This is a genomic window from Pararhizobium qamdonense, assembly GCF_029277445.1.
GTDB classification, from domain to species: domain Bacteria; phylum Pseudomonadota; class Alphaproteobacteria; order Rhizobiales; family Rhizobiaceae; genus Pararhizobium; species Pararhizobium qamdonense.
This window is the reverse complement of the sequence record NZ_CP119566.1, coordinates 1,793,148-1,810,177: the sequence shown is the minus strand read 5'-3', so window position 1 is coordinate 1,810,177 and position 17,030 is coordinate 1,793,148. Positions and strand designations below refer to the sequence as shown.

The following is a 17,030-nucleotide window of genomic DNA, read 5'->3' as shown; positions in this document are numbered from 1 at the left end:
TTCGTTATCTGTAGATATCGCGGCGATGCCCGATTTCGATAACCAGAACAACCAGACGGCTGTCCTGGATTTTGCAAAGAACTCGAAAATCTCCAACTCTATAGCGCCACAGATCGCCCAGTTTCGAACCTTGCAAAGCCTGGCCAAGTTGCCGGGGATTGTCGAGTGCCGTCACCCGCTGGTAGAGAAAGCCCGCAATCCGTTTTGCGTCGGATTTGCTGATTTTCCGCAATGTTTTATCGGCAGCGTCGGAAAGATCAATCGTCCAGGCCAAGTTCTTCCATCGCCTCTTTGAGCGGCCGCGTGCCCATTTCGCCTCTCTGGATTTTCTCCAAGACACTCTCGGCAAGATAGATGTCTTCAAGATCTTCCAGATGCTCTTCGATCGCCTGGCGAATATAGAATGTCGCCGTCCGTCCGGTGCGCGCGGCGAGAGCCTGCAATCTTTCATAGGTCTCGTCGGAAAGACGGATTGCTGTTTGCTTGGCCATGACAATTTTCCATCTGGGATACGTGTGTACCCTATAACACGGCTTCAGCGTCATTTCCATAACAGCTAGGGAATGGCAGCATTCGCCCTAACCCTGCCACCGCCCGTCCGCCTTCATCGCCTCGATCTCTCGCACCGCCTTCTCGCGCTGGCGTTCGCGGCGGATGATCTCGGTGACGGCTGCATCGTCGGATTTGTCGGTGTAGCGGAACTCGCTGTCGGCGTAGCGGTTGATTTCCTGCAGGACCATCTCCAGCGTGATCGGGCCGCGCAGGGTCTCGATCATGGCTTTCTTCTCGTCATAGGTCTTGTGCATGAAGGCTTGCGGCGTCGCAAACCAGTCATCCGGCAGATCGACGTCCATGGCCCGCATCTTGACCGCGTCGGTGATATTCTTGATCGCCCGGCCGGTAAAGCGCGGCTCGGCCTCCTTGATCCGATGCAGGTAGGCGCCGACATCGGCCAGCGTCCCGATCTTTCCCTCTTCCTTTTCATGCCGCTCCCAAACGGAAAGCAGCCCCTCTTCTTTCGGGCGGGCGTGTTCGGCATAGGATTGCGATACGGCCTGCTTGATCTCCTGCCCGGCAAACAGTTGATGTTCGCCAAGCGGGATTTTGTGGTTCTTGCCGACCAGCATGGCGAAGATGTCGATATAGTCTGCTTCTGACTGCGGCCCATCGACCAGCCAGCGGGCGCCGGCGCGCTGGCGCAGCGCATCATCGACATTTTCCGGATAGTTGGAGAACATGCCGAAGGTGCAATTGCCGCGGATCACCGTCGAAGCCCCGGCAAAGCTTTCCATCAGCACCGCCGTCACCTCGTGCTGACCAGCCGACGCACGGTCGTCGGAGCGCTTGGCCGCGACCTGATCGACATCGTCGATCGTGCCGAAACCGACGGCGCGCGGGTTGATGACATTGTTGACGAAGGCCTTGCAGTTCTGGCCGGATTTGCCCTGATAGGAGGAAATCTGATCGACGCCGAAATTCTCGTAGTGAAAGGCGTAACCGGCGATCTCGCAGTAATCGTTGAGCAGACCCGCCAGCATCTGGATGAGGATCGTCTTGCCGGTGCCCGGCATGCCGTCGCCGATGAAGGTGAACAGAAAGCCGCCAAGCTCGACGAACGGGTTCATCTGCCGGTCGAAATCATAGGCCATCAGCATCTTGGCGAGCTTCAGCGCCTGATATTTGGCAATATGGTTGCCGATGATCTCTTCCGGCTTCTTGAACGTCATCACCAGCGGCGCACGCTTGGCGCCGGGCGCAACATCGAAACCATTCAGCGTGAAATCGTCCTGATCGGTACGGATATGGACGTTCTCGAAGCTGGAAAGCCCGGTGAACCGCGCCTTGCGGCCGATCAAACCTTCGATCGCAAGCCTTGCAAAGGCGCGGGCGCGGCTGGTCAGGGCGCTATCGTCGGGCGCCCCGGCAATCGTCTTGTCGAGCGCCGAGATCATGCCTTTGAGCGCATCCTGCGGCGTATCGAACAGGAAATCCGGCTCGCTGCCATCCTCAACAGGTTCGCCATCGCCGGCAAGCGTCGCGCCGAGATAGGCGGCGAAGGTGAAGGCGGCGATATAGGCGGATGCCGACAGAAGCGCCTTGAACTGGCTCGCATCCTCGCCCGAGAGCGGCGCTGCCGCATTGCGCGATTGCAAGCTTTCCAGATTGGTCTGGCGGGCAAAGACATCGGCCACCGCCAGCGCCACCTGCAAGCCGCGCCGCGAACGGTAAAGCAGGGCATGCTGGGCGGGCGACATCAGCGGATCGGCTAAGCGTACGGACTGGATCGTTTTTACCAGCTCCACCTCGCGGGTGCGGCGCTGACCGCCGGTCGAAACGGTGGAAACGAAACGGCGGCCGGTTCCGGCAAGTGCCGTTCCCGCAGACGGATCGTCGGCCTCCAGCAGGATCAGCCGGGTGACAAGCCCCTGCGCGACCGCCTGATGCTTGGCAATGTCGTCCTCGTGCAGCGTCGTCAAGCCTGCGTTCAGTGACATATCCTAGACCTCGCTGATGACCTGGTTTCCGGAGATGACATGCACCTTGTAGTCGCCGAAGATGGCTGCCGCATCGCCGGCGGCATAGAGCGCCTGATAGGCGTCATGCGGCACCAGCGCGTGTTTCTCATAGGAACTCACGCCCATACGCGTCGCCTCCAGATTATCGGTATCAATATGGAATTCTTCCGAGGCCGGCGTCGAGGAGAAGAAGCCGCGCTGGGCTGGCCGCTCCGCCTTGGAGAAGACCTCCTGTACGGTCCAGGTCAGCAGCCAGGCATTCTCGGTCTTGCGCACCTTCGACAGGATCTCGTTGATCTTGGCATTGTTCTCGGTAATCCCGGCGGAATAGAAGGGACCCAGCACGATCCGCCGCATCTGCTTGGGATGCAGGTCCTCGAAATCCTTGTCGAGATTGGTCGCGATCGTCACCGGCGTCAGCGAATAGGCGCTGTTCTTCAGCGCAAAATCATCAAAACGGCTGGCGAGATCCGGATTGAGCAGACCACCGACGGGCAGCGGAATATCCGTTTCAGGGTTGAGCTTGCCATCCGGCGTCACCAGAAGCTTGACGATCTTTTCGGAGGAATCCTCAATAACGGACATATACACCATCGGCAGCGTGCTGGCGCCGTCGAAGGCACCCCAGCAGACGACATAATAGGGCCGCATGGTCTTCTGATTGACGCCGACACGGATGGTCTCGGGCATGATGAAAGGCGAGAAAATATCGCCCTTGCCGATCTGCTCAAGATAGAGCCGCTCGGCCATGCGCGATTGCAGTTCGGCCGGAAACGCCTTCTGCCGCAGGATGAAATCGGCCATTTCCTGGCGCAGCGCATCGGCCAGCGGAATTCCGGCCAGCCGCTTTTCCGCCGATTGCCGGTCGTTTTCCAGCTCCAGCACATTCTGGAACACCGGAAAGCCGCTCTCGGCCCGAGAGATGCGGAACTGCTCGATAAAGCCGATCCGGTTTTCCCAGCATGAAAACGACGCCTTCAGCCGCGAGAGATAGGGAACAACGACTTCGCCCACCACGGTATCGCGGTACAGCGGCGAATTGCGATCACCGAGGAAAATCTCGAGACCACCGAGCGCTGCCCGGATGGAGGCGAAATACTGGCCGACCGCGCCTTCGGATGCGGCGTTCATGATCTCCACCCTCCCCTTGAGGGGGAGGGTCGGAGCGGAGCTCCGGGGTGGGGTGACCTTGCTGCGTCCCTGACGATCACCCCCACCCGCGCGTTCCGCGCGACCTCCCCCCTCAAGGGGGAGGTGCGGACCCGCCAACGGCTATCGTAGCCTGGCAAATCGGATATTTTCGCGCGTAATGGCATTGCGAGTGCAATCACTGCTTCACATAATTCGCCGAATTATGCTTATCCATCACCGCCTGGAAGCGCCGGGCAAACGCATCGTCCGCAAGCTTCTTGCGGCGCTGGATGTCCTGGGTGGAGAGCATGTTTTTCTCGTGCATCTCCAGAAGATCGCCGATATGGCGCTGCGAGGCCGAGCCGATGCCGGCCATGGTTTCCTCCGCTGCGGTATCGACCTGGCTGCCCAGCGTGTTGATCTTGTGGGCCACATCCTGCTGCGCTGCGGTCTTCAAGGAATCCTCCAGCGCCTTGTAGAGCACGATGCGCTGTTCGGTATCGATGGTCAGCTTGTTGATCAGCGTGTTCTGCGCCGCGATCTGGTTGTTCAGCGAATCGACGAACGTCTGGAACATCGAGGTGTAGCGCTCGTAGGTCTGGCTCTCCGCCAGCAGTTCCTGTTCCTTGGCCTGCTTCTCGTTATATTCCGTCGCCAGCACCGACCGCTCGCCCTCAAGCTGGGTGCGGGAAATCTGGTCGGTCGAGGCGGCGATCCGGTTTTCGATGTCCATCAGCATCGGATTGAGTTCCTCGATGCGCTTCTGCGTCTGCTGCAGGTTGGCAATCGTCGCCTTGCGCCGCTCGATGACCTGGAGCAGGCTCGCCTCCGAGGTCTTGTAGCGCTGGTCGAGAACGCCCTTCTGCTCTTTCAGGATGCCGACGATCGTGTCGGATTTGGAAAGAAGCTCCTGCAGGTTGCCGGCAAGCGACATGTTGCGGACGCGGTCTGTGCGCATGCGCTGCGCGCTCTGCTTGGAGAAGATGCCGATGAATTTCTCGTAGCCGGTATAGTTCTTCATGCTCTCGAATTCGGAGCCGAATACGTTCGTGGCGTCTTCCAGGCCGATGATCAGGTCGGCAATATTGCCTTCCATGACCTTCTGCTGGTTGATGACGTCCTGGATGCGGGCATTCTCGATGTCGAAATTCGCATCGCCCAGCTTGGTGTCGGATTTTGCGAACTGGTCGAGCACGACGGCAGACTGGTTCATCTTGCCGCGCATCTGTTCGACGATGCCGCGGGTTTTTTCGATTTCGCTCTCAAAATTCTGAAGTGTCGCCATCGTTTTTCCCCCTGTTGCTCCGGTGCAGACGCGCCGCGCAGCCAAATTATTCAGTCCTGACATCAGCTTATATAATGGGAGCAGCAATTTGAAGAACAAGTGCGCAATCTGCGGATTTTAAACCCTGGATCGCCTCGGCAGAACTGTAACGGCCGCGATTGCGCTCTTACGGCGCGGCTTTCGTCTTCAGATAGGCAAGGACATTCTCGATCTCCTGCGGCTTTCTAAGGCCTGGAAAAGACATTTTGGTGCCGGGAACCATGGCCTTGGGGCTCATCAGATATTCCGACAAACGCTCCTCGTCCCAGACCTTGCCATCCTCACCGAACACCGCCATTGCGCTGGAATAATTGTATCCAGTGAAGGTCGCGACCGGACGCCCAACAATACCCATCAGGCTCGGGCCGACACGGTTCATCGGCTCGGTCGCGGTATGGCAGGCGCCGCATTTCTTGAAGACCTGCGCGCCCGCCTCGGCATTACCGGCTGCATGCGAAAGATCCGCACCCAGACTGATGGAAAGACAGAGAAAAAGGCCGAAAGAGGCAGGACGGTGAGACAAGGAGAAGGGCATGGCGGGTTTCCCGGAAGGTGGCGGCAGGCACGCCATCATGGCACGGCGCAGATATCCGGCGATAGCCCGCCCTCACGCTTCGTTCATCTGGTCTTCCCAGTGACGGCGGCAATAGACCACGTATTTCTCGTTGCCGCCGACTTCGACCTGCGCCCCTTCCCGCACGACATTTCCGTCCGCGTCCATCCGCGCCACCATGGTCGCCTTTCGGCCGCAATGGCAGATGGTGCGCACTTCCCGCATCTCGTCGGCAATGGCGAGCAGCGCCATCGAGCCTGGAAAGAGCTTGCCCTGGAAATCCGTGCGCAGACCGTAGGCCATCACCGGAATGCCGATGCGATCGGCGACGCGGGCCAGCTGCCAGACCTGATCTTCGCCCAGAAACTGTGCTTCATCGACAAAGACGCAGGCGATCGTCTCTTCGCCGTGCAGGCGCTCGACCAGCGCATAGAGGTCGTCGGCATGCGTAAAGGCGATGCCGTCTTCGCTCAATCCGATGCGCGAGGACACGCGCCCCATGCCCGCCCGGTCGTCAAAGGCCGCAATCAGGATGACCGTACGCATACCGCGTTCGCGATAATTGTACGACGCCTGCAAAAGCATGGTCGATTTGCCTGCGTTCATCGTGGCGTAGCTGAAATACAGTTTTGCCATGGCGTCCTCTTCTGTATGCTGTTGATTGTTCATGAACAGACCAAGCGAGGAAGGCCAGAGCGCAAGCGCGAAAGTCACAGAAAATCGACGGCAGATGCCAGAACATGAGCAATGCGACATCTCACGTCGCTTTAGGCGGGCGTGTCCGGCAAATGTCCCAATACACTCAAGGCAACACCAGGGCGCTTGAATTGGCGGACATTTGGTGATTGGCTAAAATCAAAAGGCAGGGGAATATCACGATGACCAGACTGACACTCAAATTCATGCTGACTGCAGCGGTATCGCTGGCAGCCCTGACATCCGCCCATGCCGCCGAGCCTGAAAGCTGTGGCACCGTCCGCTTCGCGGATGTCGGCTGGACCGATATCACCGCAACGACGGCGACCGTTTCCTCGATCCTCAAAGGTCTTGGCTATCAGACGGATATCAAGGTTCTGTCCGTTCCCGTCACCTACCAGTCGTTGAAGAACAAGGATATCGACGTGTTCCTCGGCAATTGGATGCCGACGCAGGAAGCCGACGTCCGCCCGTTCCTCAACGACAAGTCGGTCGAATCGTTCGGCCCGAACCTGGAAGGCGCCAAGTACACGCTGGCGACCAATGCCAAGGGTGCCGAACTCGGCATCAAGGACTTCAAGGACATCGCCGCGCACAAGGATGAGCTCGAAGGCAAGATCTACGGCATCGAGCCCGGCAATGACGGCAATCGCCTGATCATCGACATGACGGATAAGGACACGTTCGGCCTCAAGGGCTTCGAAGTGGTCGAATCTTCCGAACAGGGCATGCTGGCGCAGGTCGCCCGCGCTGAAAAGGACGGCCAGCCGGTCATCTTCCTCGGCTGGGAACCGCATCCGATGAACGCCAACTTCAAGCTGACCTACCTGACCGGCGGCGACGACATCTTCGGACCCAATCTGGGCGGCGCCACAATCTTCACCAATGTCCGCGCCGGTTATACCGCCGAGTGCCCGAATGTCGGCAAGCTGATCACCAACCTGAAATTCTCGCTCCCGATGGAAAACGAGATCATGGGCAAGATCCTCAACGACGGCAAGGATCCGGAAGTGGCTGCCAACGAGTGGCTGAAGGCCAATCCGGCGGCAATCGATCCCTGGCTTGCAGGCGTCACCACCAAGGACGGCGCCGAAGGGTTGCCAGCCGTCAAGACCGCGCTCGGTCTTTGACCGGCCTATCAAGGCGGGGCTCAGTCCCCGCCTTTTTTAAGCGCAACGCCCGTCAGCAGATGGCACGCGCTTCCGCTCCTATGATTGGCTCCAAGAACCAGGCGATTTTCCCGTGGAATGGCTAACCAACCCTGATCGACGCATACCCATTGGCGGCTGGGCGAAGAGTTTCTTCACCTGGCTGACCACCAATTTCACCGGCTTTTTCGACCAGGTGTCGGCAATCCTGGCCGGTGTCGTCAATGCGATCCTCTGGGTCCTGCAAACGCCGCATCCGCTGATCGTGGTCGCCATCGTCACGGCACTATCCTATTGGTTCCGCCGCTCGGTCGGCGTCACCCTGTTCACGCTGTTCGGCCTGCTCCTGATCATCAATCTCGGCTACTGGAAGGCAACGACGGAGACGCTGGCGCTGGTTCTGGCGGCAAGCTTCGTCTCGATGGCCGTCGGCATTCCACTTGGGATCGCCGCTGCCCGCCGTGCCTGGGTCTATGCCGTGATGCGGCCGATCCTGGACCTGATGCAGACCATCCCGACCTTCGTTTATCTTATCCCGGCCCTCGTGCTCTTCGGTCTTGGCATGGTGCCCGGCCTGATCGCCACCGTGATTTTCGCCATTCCCGCCCCGATCCGCCTCACCCGCCTTGGCATCATCTCCACCCCGCCCTCGCTGGTGGAAGCTGCCGTTTCCTTTGGCGCGACGCCGGCGCAGGTGCTGCGCAAGATCGAACTGCCCTTCGCCACGCCGCAGATCATGGCCGGGTTAACCCAGACCATCATGCTGTCGCTGTCGATGGTGGTCATTTCGGCGCTGGTGGGGGCTGCCGGTCTCGGCGTACCCGTCGTGCGGGCGCTGAATACGGTCAACATCGCCATGGGTTTTGAATCCGGCCTCTGTATCGTCATCCTCGCGATCATTCTCGACCGCCTGTTCCGCTCGTCCGATGAAGGAGAAGGCGCATGACCGATGCGGTGATTTTCAAGAATGTCGATATCATCTTCGGCAACAAGCCGGAAACCGCCATCGCCATGGTCGACCAGGGCAAGACCCGCGACGAAATCGGGGCTGCGACGGGTCTGGTGCTCGGCGTCGCCGATGCATCGCTGACCATAACAGAGGGCGAAATCCTCGTTCTGATGGGACTGTCGGGCTCGGGCAAATCGACCCTCTTGCGCGCCGTCAACGGCTTGGCGCCGGTGGTGCGCGGCGAAGTGCAGGTCAAGACCCGCCACGGCGTCATCAACCCCTACAAGACATCGGCCAAATCGCTGCGCGATTTCCGCATGCACGACGTCTCCATGGTGTTCCAGCAATTCGCGCTCTTGCCCTGGCGCACGGTCGAGGACAATGTCGGCTTCGGACTGGAACTGGCCGGCGTCCCGGACAAGGAGCGCAAGGACCGCGTCGCCGAGCAGCTGGAACTGGTCAACCTGACGAAATGGGCGGGACGCCAGGTCAAGGAACTGTCCGGCGGCATGCAGCAGCGTGTGGGTCTTGCCCGCGCCTTTGCCACCGGCGCGCCGATCCTTCTGATGGACGAGCCGTTCTCGGCGCTCGATCCCCTGATCCGCACCCGGTTGCAGGACGAACTGCTTGAATTCCAGCGGCGGCTCAAAAAGACCATCCTGTTCGTCAGCCACGACCTCGACGAAGCCTTCCGCATCGGCAACCGCATCGCCATCATGGAAGGCGGCCGGATCATCCAGTGCGGCACGCCGCAGGATATCGTCAAGACCCCAGCCAACCAGTATGTGGCCGATTTCGTCCAGCACATGAACCCGATCACCATGCTGACGGCGATGGACGTGATGAGCCAGGGCGTCAATCGCGGCGAAGCCCCGGCCGGCGTTTCGGCAACCGCCAAGCCGACGACGCCGCTGATCGACATTCTCGATGCCATGTCGCGCCAGCCGGGCAGCATCGGCGTCGTCGATAATGGCGCGATCGTCGGCACGATCAACGCACAGAACGTCGTGGAAGGCCTGACGCGGCATCGCAACAAAAGTTGACGATGATGGTCAAGATGACATTATAAAGGACGCCCGGACAATTTGCGCCGGGCGTTTGGCATTTTGACGAGAGGCAACCCGATGGCCGATAAACCCTCTGTTCTGCGCGAAACCGACGATGAAGCGCGCAAGCTGGCCCGCATCATCCTCCGGTCGGCACGCAGCGCAGCCATAGCGGTGATCAAACCGAACAGCGGCGGGTTCCCCTTTGTCAGCCGCGTGCTGATCGGCATCGATACCGATGGCACGCCGGTGATCCTGGTCTCTGCCCTATCCGTCCACACGCAGGCCCTGTCGAAGGACCAGCGCTGCTCCCTGCTCACAGGCGAGATCGGCAAGGGCGACCCGCTCGCTCATGCGCGGCTCACCGTGCAATGCGAGGCACAAAAGGTGGAGCGCGGCAGCGACGCGCATGCGCGGATCCGCGAACGCTTCATCCGGCGTCACCCGAAAGCCAAGCTCTATGCCGATTTTCCCGACTTCGCCTTCTTCCGGCTGACGCCGCTGAAGGCGAACATGAACGGCGGCTTTGGCCGGGCCTACATTCTTAACGGCGAGGACCTGATGATCCGCTCGGTAGCGATAGGTGACATCGCGGAGATGGAGACGGGCGCGATCGACCACATGAATTCCGACCATGCCGATGCGGCGAGCACGTACGCAAAACTCTATTGCAAGGGCAAGGGAACTGGCTGGCGAATCTCCGGGCTCGATGCCAGCGGGGTTGATTTGACGCTCGGCGATCAACTCAAACGGCTGGAATATGACGCGCCACTGCAATCAAAAGGGGAATTACGGTCTGCACTGGTAAAACTTTACCGTTAAATAAGGGCATTTTTACCCCGATTTCTTGCTGTAGCCAGTTGTCCTTTTATTCATCACGGCTAATTATCACTTATTCACATTCATAACCAAGCGTGATGTGAACTTCGCATGGAGTATGGAATGCAAACGATCTCTCCCCAGAAACACGGCAAGGCTGAAATAGCTGCGGAGTTTCTTTCGGCCATGGCCAACCCAAAGCGTCTGCTGATTCTTAGTTCACTCGTGAACGAAGAAATGGCTGTCGGCGCCTTGGCAAACCAGGTCGGCCTCAGCCAATCTGCCCTGTCGCAACATCTCTCGAAGCTGCGTGCCCAAAATCTCGTGACCACCCGCAGAGATGCCCAGACGATTTATTATTCAAGTTCTTCGGATGCAGTACTGAAAGTTCTGAAAACTCTGAAAGAAATCTACGGCGAAGAAACAAGCGCGGTCGAAAAAGTCGCACAGCGCCGTACCGCCTGACATGGATCGGGCCGATACGGATCGGGGCCGCTGGCCGGCCCCGGTCTGACCCCCGTTTCCGGCCCGCATCTCTTGAAGCCCTCTTCGTATGACGTTTACGCGGCTTTGAGACTTGGCGTTGCATTATCGCCGCCATGACGATGACAGCCCCAGATCAGCCTCTTGCAAAACCCGTCCAATGGGCCGTGCTCGGAACCGGTGCCATCGCCGCGACCTTTGCAAAAGACATCCGGCTGACGGACAATGCCGTTCTGGTTGCCGTCTGTTCCCGCACGCTCGAGGCAGCCACTGCCTTCTCAGACCGTTTCGGCGGCCTTCGCATCATTGCCGATATTGAGACCCTGGCTGCCGATCCGCAGATAGACGCCGTCTATCTCGCCACCCCGAATACCGCCCATTATGGCCAGGCGAAAACGCTGCTGAGCGCCGGAAAGCCGCTGCTTATTGAAAAACCGCTGGTCATGACGGCGGCGCAGGCGCAGGCGCTCGAAAGCCTGGCTGCGCAAAAGCAGACCTTTGCGATGGAAGGTCTCTGGACCGTTTTCCTGCCCGCGATCGATCATCTCAGGCAGCTTCTCACCGGCAATACGATCGGCGCCATTACCCGCGTTCGCGGCGAACTGGCCTATGCCAAGACCTTCGACGGCAACAGCCGGTTTTTTGCACCGGCGCTCGGCGGCGGTTCGCTGCTGGATCTCGGCGTCTATCCGATCGCGCTGACGCTCTCGCTGTTCGGCTCACCCCGTACAATAGCAGGCCGCTGGTCGGCGGCCCCCACCGGCGTTGATATGGCGGCGGATGTTACGCTCGGCTATGACGGTTTCCAGGCCGAACTGTCCGTCGGTTTCGATCGGAATGGGAACAACCGCTTCATCATCGAGGGGGAGACCGGCAGCCTGATCATCGACGCACCATTTTTGCGGGCAAGCCGTATCATCCTGACGCGCAACCGCGTTGTTCACCAGCTTGTGGCCGCATCTGGCTCCGGCCCCCTGTCGCGCCTTGCCGGAAAGATTGCGCGGCGGCTGCCCCTGCCCGGCCTTGCTGTTTATGCGCATGGCTTTCCCGGCGATGGCCTGCAGTTCGAGATCGCGGCGGCAAGCACGGCGATACGGGACGGCCAGCATCAGCAACCGCGCATGCCGCTCAGCGCCAGCATCGAAGCGCTGGGGATTATCGAGACCGTCCGGGCGCTGCCGCCGTCATAGCGGCGTTGGCGTGTGATCCCGCTTGCCGGCGTTGAGCGCGAGCACGATGTCGGTCAGATGCAGAGCCGTCTCACCGGAAAACACCGGCCGGGTGCCGGCCTTGATCGCATCGGCCTGCGCTGCAATCCCGCGTACGAAGTCGATCTGTGACGGATATTTCGGCAGGCTGTTTTTCGGTGCTGCCTGCGGATAGGCCACCGGCTTGCCTGCGGTAAGGCGAAACGGAAACTTCTGCTGGAACTGCCACTCGACGCGCTCGATCAGCCGATGCACCAAGGGCCGCCTCGTGCCGCTGAGTTCCACATGGATCGGCGAGCGGTTGTCCCAGAGATCGCGCACGACGAGCGTGCCCTTGTCGCCGGCGATCGTCAGCGACCGGTCGCGCGGCGCCGCCAGCCCGCTGGTCAGGCGCGCCACAAGGCCGGACTTGAACGTCAGGCAACCGACGGAAAAATCCGGGCCCAGCGCAAGGTTCTCGGTCCCCGGCCCCTTGGTGGGAAAGGTCAGCGCGGAAAAGGCCGCCACATTCGAGACAGGTCCGAACAGGGACACCAGCCAGCTTGCCGCATAGCCGGCATGCTCCAGCGTGCAACCGATTTCGAATTCGTGCACAGCCGGCCATTTCGCACCCGAACGGCTGCGCCAGTCCTGCCATTTATCACGGAAGACCGGTCCGTCCTCCATCTCGGCATAGGCCAGGCGCGGCGTACCGATGACGCCGGAGCGCAGGATATCGGCGCAGTGGCCGCAGGCATCGCTGAGCGCATTGGCCGGCGCACCCGCAAGGGTCAGGCCACGCTCTGCGGCAAGCGACACCAGTTCGCGCGCCTCATCCACCGTCATGGCCAGCGGCTTTTCGCAATAGACATGCTTGTCCGCCAGCAAAGCAGCGCGGTTGACGGCCTGGTGGCTTTCCGGCGGCGTCAGGTTGACGACGATGCCAATCGCCGGATCGGCCAGCAGGTCCATTTCAGATGCGTAGGCCTTGACCTTCCAATAGTCGCAGAACTGCTGCAAACGCGAGGGGTCGATGTCCCAGACGCCTCTTAAGTGCAATTGCGGATGGTTGGCCAATGTCGTCACGTAATAGTCGGAGACGAAGCCCGTGCCGATGAACGCGATGCCGGTACCGCTTGTCATCGCGCATCCGCCAGGAACGACGCGATGTAGACCAGCGGCGCGTTCCAGTTGATCGTCATTTCGTTGGTGCCCCAGGCCATGATGTCGTCGATATAGCAGGTCTGCGGCGCGCAGCCCTGCAGACGCGCTCGCGCGACATCATCCACCAGCGTCGAATTCGGCCCGCCGGCCAGCGTGCCCACCGGCGGATTGGGCAACGTGCTGTCGGTCTGATGGGCATACCAGCGGCTATGCTGGTTCTTGGCAAAGACGCTGCCATATCCCGTCACATAGGACATGTTCATCGCGTTGCGCCCGAAGATGTAATCGATGCTTTCCCGCACGCCGTTCAGAAACGGCAACTCGCCGGTCAGGTCATAGCCTGCGGAAACCACGATCATGTTTTGCAGGATCAGCTGGTTCGAGCCCCAGTCATAACGGTTGCTGGCCGGCCTGTAGATATGACCGAACGGCTCCTTGGCCTGCAGGCTGAGAAAATTCCGGCCGGCGGATACGACCGAGGCCATGATCATCGCCTTGTCATCCGGCGCAAGATTGTCGCCATAGAGCGCCAGATCGAGACGGCCGAGACCCGCAACGCTGCGCCAATCAAACGCACCGGCCGGAGAAAACACCGGCCCTGCCCAATGCGGCGAGGCTTTCAGCGCCGCAAGAAAACGGGCTTCTCCCGTCGTGATGTAAAGCTCGGCGGCTGCCCAATAGGTTTCATCGGAGATATCGTCATCGCCATAATCGCCGCCGCCCTGCAGACCGTCCGAATCCGGCGCGAACAGCATGGGATTGGCGGCAGCCGCCAGCCACGCCTTCTGGCTCGCGACCAGCAGGCGCTGTGCAAATTCCCGGTCATAGGGCGCAAACAGCCGGGCGCCTTGCGCGGCCGCGGCCGCAAGATTGAGCGTTGCGGCCGTCGATGGCCGGTGCAGCGCACGCAATTGCGGATCGAGATGCGGCAGCATCGGCACCCCGGTCCATTTGATGTCATGCACCTTGTGATGCACCATGCCGGCCAGCGGCTGGCCATCCGGCACCATCATCTTCATCAGGAATTCCAGTTCCCAGCGCGCCTCGTCGAGAATATCGGGCACGCCATTGCCGTTTTCCGGAATACGCGACAGGCTGTCGCTCAAAACAGGCGAAGCGCCGTCGCCATAGACCAGGCCGCGTTCGAACGTGCTGAGCAGCTGCGACACGGCAATGCCGCCATTGACCACATATTTGCCCTGGTCCCCAGCATCGTACCATCCCCCGGACACATCGAGCGTATAGCCGCAGGTCCAGTCCTTGCCATAGAGTTTGGCAGCGACCTTGCCGGTGAGGCAGGTGACATTCGTATCGCCCTGGTTGGGGTTTTCCTGCACATGTCCGGCAGGCCTTGCATAGGCCTGGCCTGCAATATCGCCCTTGATTTCAATACCGCTGCGCTGCGGATAAAACCAGGACAGTGCATCGACGCGCAATTTGCCATAGATGTCGTGGCCGACCGAAAACGGCAGGCTCGTCTTGTCCCCGACCACCAGCCGGTATCCCTCCCCGGCCGTCGCAAAGGCGGAAAAATCGGCGATCTGCGTGTTCGCCTCGACGGTCGGGTCGAACCCGGCGGGTGCCGTCATCCCCTCGCCGATGGCAATACCATCAGCGTCTTCCAGCTTGAAGGGCAGCGGACCGGTAGCATCCGACAGGATCGTCGCCCGTTTCGGGCCATCGAGAAAATAGCCGGCCTGATTGACCAGCGCCGGGAGCGCCGTCATCCTCTTTCGAGCTGCCGCCTCTGCCGCCACCGCCTGAGCGTCGCTGGCCTTGGTATCACTTGCCTTGGTGCCGCTGGTCTTTGTGTCGCCGGCTTTCGCTTCCTGCAATGCCACGTCGTCCAGGCAAACGCGCCAGGGCTTCTTTGCCCCGCCCAACTGGAAGATGATCTGGGCCGGATCGGTCTCCGTCGCCGTAAATACGGACGAAAACTCGATCTTCCCGGCCTTGGTCGCTGCCTCGAAAGATGCCTGCGGCGTCCAGGGTTCGGCATTGCGCTGGATGGTCACGGGGAACCTGTGCACCTCCCCGGCCTCAAGCGTCATTGTCAGGCGGTAGGACTTGCCCGGCTCAAACTGCAGATCGTTGAGACCGAGCAGACGCTCCCAGGGGCTCCCGCCCGCTTCGACACTGAGGCAGAGCTTGCCGCGTTGGCGCGTCAGCGCGACGCCGCCCGCCGCCCAGAAGCCGTCCTGCCCCTTCTCGAAAGTGCCATCGGCAATCATGTCGGCCGCGCCTGCCTGCGCTGGAAGACTGACGAAAAGCGCAAGCACCAGGCTGGCTGCAGATTTTAGCAAGGTCTCTATCCTGAGCGCGTGTTGCGGGCCTGAGCGCGTGTTACGGGTACGCGGCGCCACTCTGATGTAAACAGGTTAACCTTCGGAAAAGAATGGATGCAAGCTTGTAGCGATGCACGAATCTGGGTCTTGCCGATATAGGCTGCAAGGCTTGACCGCAAAAAGCGCCCTGATAGTTTGACCATCAGGTTAAAACTCCTATCGAAACCACTGGATTTGGCCGCCAGACAGCACGTGCCACGGAGAATATAATGTCAAACCGCCTCAATGCCGCGCCGAACGATCTGAGCGCTTTCTGGATGCCCTTCACGGCCAACCGGCAGTACAAGAAAGAACCGCGCATGTTCGTCAAGGCGAAGGACATGCATTACACGACCCATGACGGCCGCCAGGTTCTGGATGGCACGGCGGGTCTCTGGTGCGTCAATGCCGGCCACTGCCGTCCGCTGATCACCGAGGCGATTCGCGAACAGGCCGGCGAGCTCGATTATGCCCCCGCCTTCCAGCTGGGCCATCCCAAGGCCTTCGAGCTGGCAAACCGCCTGATCGACATCGCGCCCGACGGCATGGAGCACGTGCTCTACACCAATTCCGGTTCGGAATCGGTCGAGACGGCGCTGAAGGTGGCGCTCGCCTATCACAAGGTGAAGGGCCAGGGGTCGCGCACCCGCCTGATCGGCCGCGAGCGCGGTTATCATGGCGTCAATTTCGGCGGCATCTCGGTCGGCGGCATCGTGTCCAACCGCAAGATGTTCGGCACGCTCCTGTCTGGCGTCGATCACATGCCGCACACCCATCTGCCGGAAAAGAACGCCTTCACCAAGGGCGAGCCGGAACACGGCGCCGATCTCGCATCCGAACTCGAACGCATCGTCACGCTGCATGATGCCTCCACCATCGCCGCCGTGATCGTCGAGCCGGTTGCAGGCTCCACCGGCGTGCTCATCCCGCCGAAGGGTTATCTGCAGAAGCTGCGCGACATCTGCACCAAGCACGGCATCCTGTTGATCTTCGACGAAGTCATCACCGGTTACGGCCGCCTCGGCACGCCGTTTGCGGCGCAGTATTTCGACGTCAAGCCAGACATGATCGTCACCGCCAAGGGCTTGACCAACGGTGTCATCCCGATGGGTGCCGTGTTCGTCACCGGAGAAATCCACGACGCGTTCATGACCGGCCCGGAACACATGATCGAGTTCTTCCATGGCTACACCTATTCCGGCAACCCGATCGCCTGCGCTGCAGCGCTCGGCACACTCGACACCTATCGCGACGAAGGCCTGCTCACGCGCGGTGCAGAGCTTGCCTCCTATTGGGGTGATGCGCTGCATTCACTGCACGATTGCCCGCATGTGATCGATATCCGCAATATCGGCCTGATCGGCGCGATCGAGCTGGCGCCGATTGCCGGCGAACCGACGAAACGCGCCTTCTCGGCCTTCCTCAAGGCCTATGAAAGCGGATACCTGATCCGCACCACCGGCGATATCATCGCGCTGTCGCCACCACTGATCATCTCGAAGGCCGAGATCGACGAGCTGATCGACGGCATCCGCAAGGTGCTGATCGCCAACGCATAATCGGGCAGGATTCATTCGTGAACACGCCGCAAGCGGGGCCGAGGCACATGCCACGGCCCCGTTTGGCGCAATATCTGAATAATTATTTTGCACTTTGCCTAAAAAATCGCCTTGCGGAATCGTGGGGAGCT

At 60.4% G+C, this 17,030-nt stretch carries 16 protein-coding genes; 7 read left to right on the top strand and 9 right to left on the bottom strand.

Annotated elements, in window-relative coordinates:
- Positions 1 to 4: 4 nt before the first annotated feature.
- The 7 genes from PYR65_RS08750 to PYR65_RS08720 all read right to left on the bottom strand — a co-directional run bounded on the left by PYR65_RS08750 (position 5) and on the right by PYR65_RS08720 (position 6,160).
- On the bottom strand, positions 5 to 274 hold the full coding sequence (locus PYR65_RS08750; RefSeq protein ID WP_407951286.1) for a type II toxin-antitoxin system RelE family toxin: 270 nt from the start codon (positions 272 to 274) through the stop codon (positions 5 to 7).
- Positions 258 to 491 (bottom strand): type II toxin-antitoxin system RelB family antitoxin, encoded by a 234-nt coding sequence (gene relB, locus PYR65_RS08745; RefSeq protein ID WP_276120688.1) that lies wholly within the window; start codon positions 489 to 491, stop codon positions 258 to 260. Before relB ends, PYR65_RS08750 begins: the two co-directional genes overlap by 17 nt.
- Before the next feature lie 87 nt (positions 492 to 578).
- A complete protein-coding gene (locus PYR65_RS08740; RefSeq protein WP_276120687.1) occupies positions 579 to 2,495 on the bottom strand; it encodes an AAA family ATPase in 1,917 nt (638 codons plus the stop codon).
- Between the two features lie 3 nt (positions 2,496 to 2,498).
- A complete protein-coding gene (locus tag PYR65_RS08735; RefSeq protein ID WP_276120686.1) occupies positions 2,499 to 3,647 on the bottom strand; it encodes a hypothetical protein in 1,149 nt (382 codons plus the stop codon).
- Between the two features lie 196 nt (positions 3,648 to 3,843).
- A complete protein-coding gene (locus tag PYR65_RS08730) occupies positions 3,844 to 4,932 on the bottom strand; it encodes a hypothetical protein (protein WP_060637043.1) in 1,089 nt (362 codons plus the stop codon).
- Positions 4,933 to 5,098: 166 nt separating this feature from the next.
- Positions 5,099 to 5,506 carry a c-type cytochrome gene (locus tag PYR65_RS08725; protein WP_276120685.1) on the bottom strand — a complete coding sequence of 136 codons (408 nt, stop codon included), beginning with the start codon at positions 5,504 to 5,506 and terminating at the stop codon, positions 5,099 to 5,101.
- A 72-nt stretch (positions 5,507 to 5,578) separates the two neighbouring features.
- A complete protein-coding gene (locus tag PYR65_RS08720; protein WP_276120684.1) occupies positions 5,579 to 6,160 on the bottom strand; it encodes a thymidine kinase in 582 nt (193 codons plus the stop codon).
- A gap of 242 nt (positions 6,161 to 6,402) precedes the next feature.
- Here PYR65_RS08720 and PYR65_RS08715 point away from each other — a divergent pair, with 242 nt between their 5' ends.
- The 6 genes from PYR65_RS08715 (at position 6,403) to PYR65_RS08690 (ending at position 11,855) form a co-directional block, all read left to right on the top strand.
- Positions 6,403 to 7,350 carry a choline ABC transporter substrate-binding protein gene (locus PYR65_RS08715; protein WP_060637041.1) on the top strand — a complete coding sequence of 316 codons (948 nt, stop codon included), beginning with the start codon at positions 6,403 to 6,405 and terminating at the stop codon, positions 7,348 to 7,350.
- Positions 7,351 to 7,462: 112 nt separating this feature from the next.
- The gene (choW, locus tag PYR65_RS08710; protein ID WP_060637040.1) at positions 7,463 to 8,314 is read left to right on the top strand and encodes a choline ABC transporter permease subunit; all 852 of its coding nucleotides are present in this window, start codon (positions 7,463 to 7,465) and stop codon (positions 8,312 to 8,314) included.
- Positions 8,311 to 9,360, top strand: a complete 1,050-nt coding sequence (gene choV, locus PYR65_RS08705; protein ID WP_276120683.1) for a choline ABC transporter ATP-binding protein — start codon at positions 8,311 to 8,313, stop codon at positions 9,358 to 9,360. The genes choW and choV overlap by 4 nt, the downstream gene beginning before the upstream one ends.
- A gap of 81 nt (positions 9,361 to 9,441) precedes the next feature.
- A complete protein-coding gene (locus PYR65_RS08700; protein ID WP_276120682.1) occupies positions 9,442 to 10,185 on the top strand; it encodes a HugZ family pyridoxamine 5'-phosphate oxidase in 744 nt (247 codons plus the stop codon).
- Positions 10,186 to 10,305: 120 nt separating this feature from the next.
- Positions 10,306 to 10,647 carry an ArsR/SmtB family transcription factor gene (locus PYR65_RS08695; protein WP_060637037.1) on the top strand — a complete coding sequence of 114 codons (342 nt, stop codon included), beginning with the start codon at positions 10,306 to 10,308 and terminating at the stop codon, positions 10,645 to 10,647.
- A 134-nt stretch (positions 10,648 to 10,781) separates the two neighbouring features.
- Positions 10,782 to 11,855, top strand: coding sequence for a Gfo/Idh/MocA family protein (locus PYR65_RS08690; protein WP_276120681.1), 1,074 nt, complete (start codon positions 10,782 to 10,784; stop codon positions 11,853 to 11,855).
- On the opposite strand, the gene PYR65_RS08685 is transcribed toward PYR65_RS08690, so the two are convergent.
- On the bottom strand, positions 11,850 to 12,995 hold the full coding sequence (locus PYR65_RS08685; protein ID WP_276120680.1) for a Gfo/Idh/MocA family protein: 1,146 nt from the start codon (positions 12,993 to 12,995) through the stop codon (positions 11,850 to 11,852). The two genes, PYR65_RS08690 and PYR65_RS08685, sit on opposite strands and share 6 nt — an antisense overlap.
- Positions 12,992 to 15,319 (bottom strand): glycoside hydrolase family 9 protein, encoded by a 2,328-nt coding sequence (locus PYR65_RS08680; protein ID WP_276120679.1) that lies wholly within the window; start codon positions 15,317 to 15,319, stop codon positions 12,992 to 12,994. Before PYR65_RS08680 ends, PYR65_RS08685 begins: the two co-directional genes overlap by 4 nt.
- 251 nt (positions 15,320 to 15,570) lie before the next feature.
- On the opposite strand from PYR65_RS08680, the gene PYR65_RS08675 reads away from it, so the two are divergent.
- Positions 15,571 to 16,899 (top strand): aspartate aminotransferase family protein, encoded by a 1,329-nt coding sequence (locus tag PYR65_RS08675; RefSeq protein WP_276120678.1) that lies wholly within the window; start codon positions 15,571 to 15,573, stop codon positions 16,897 to 16,899.
- Positions 16,900 to 17,030 lie beyond the last annotated feature (131 nt).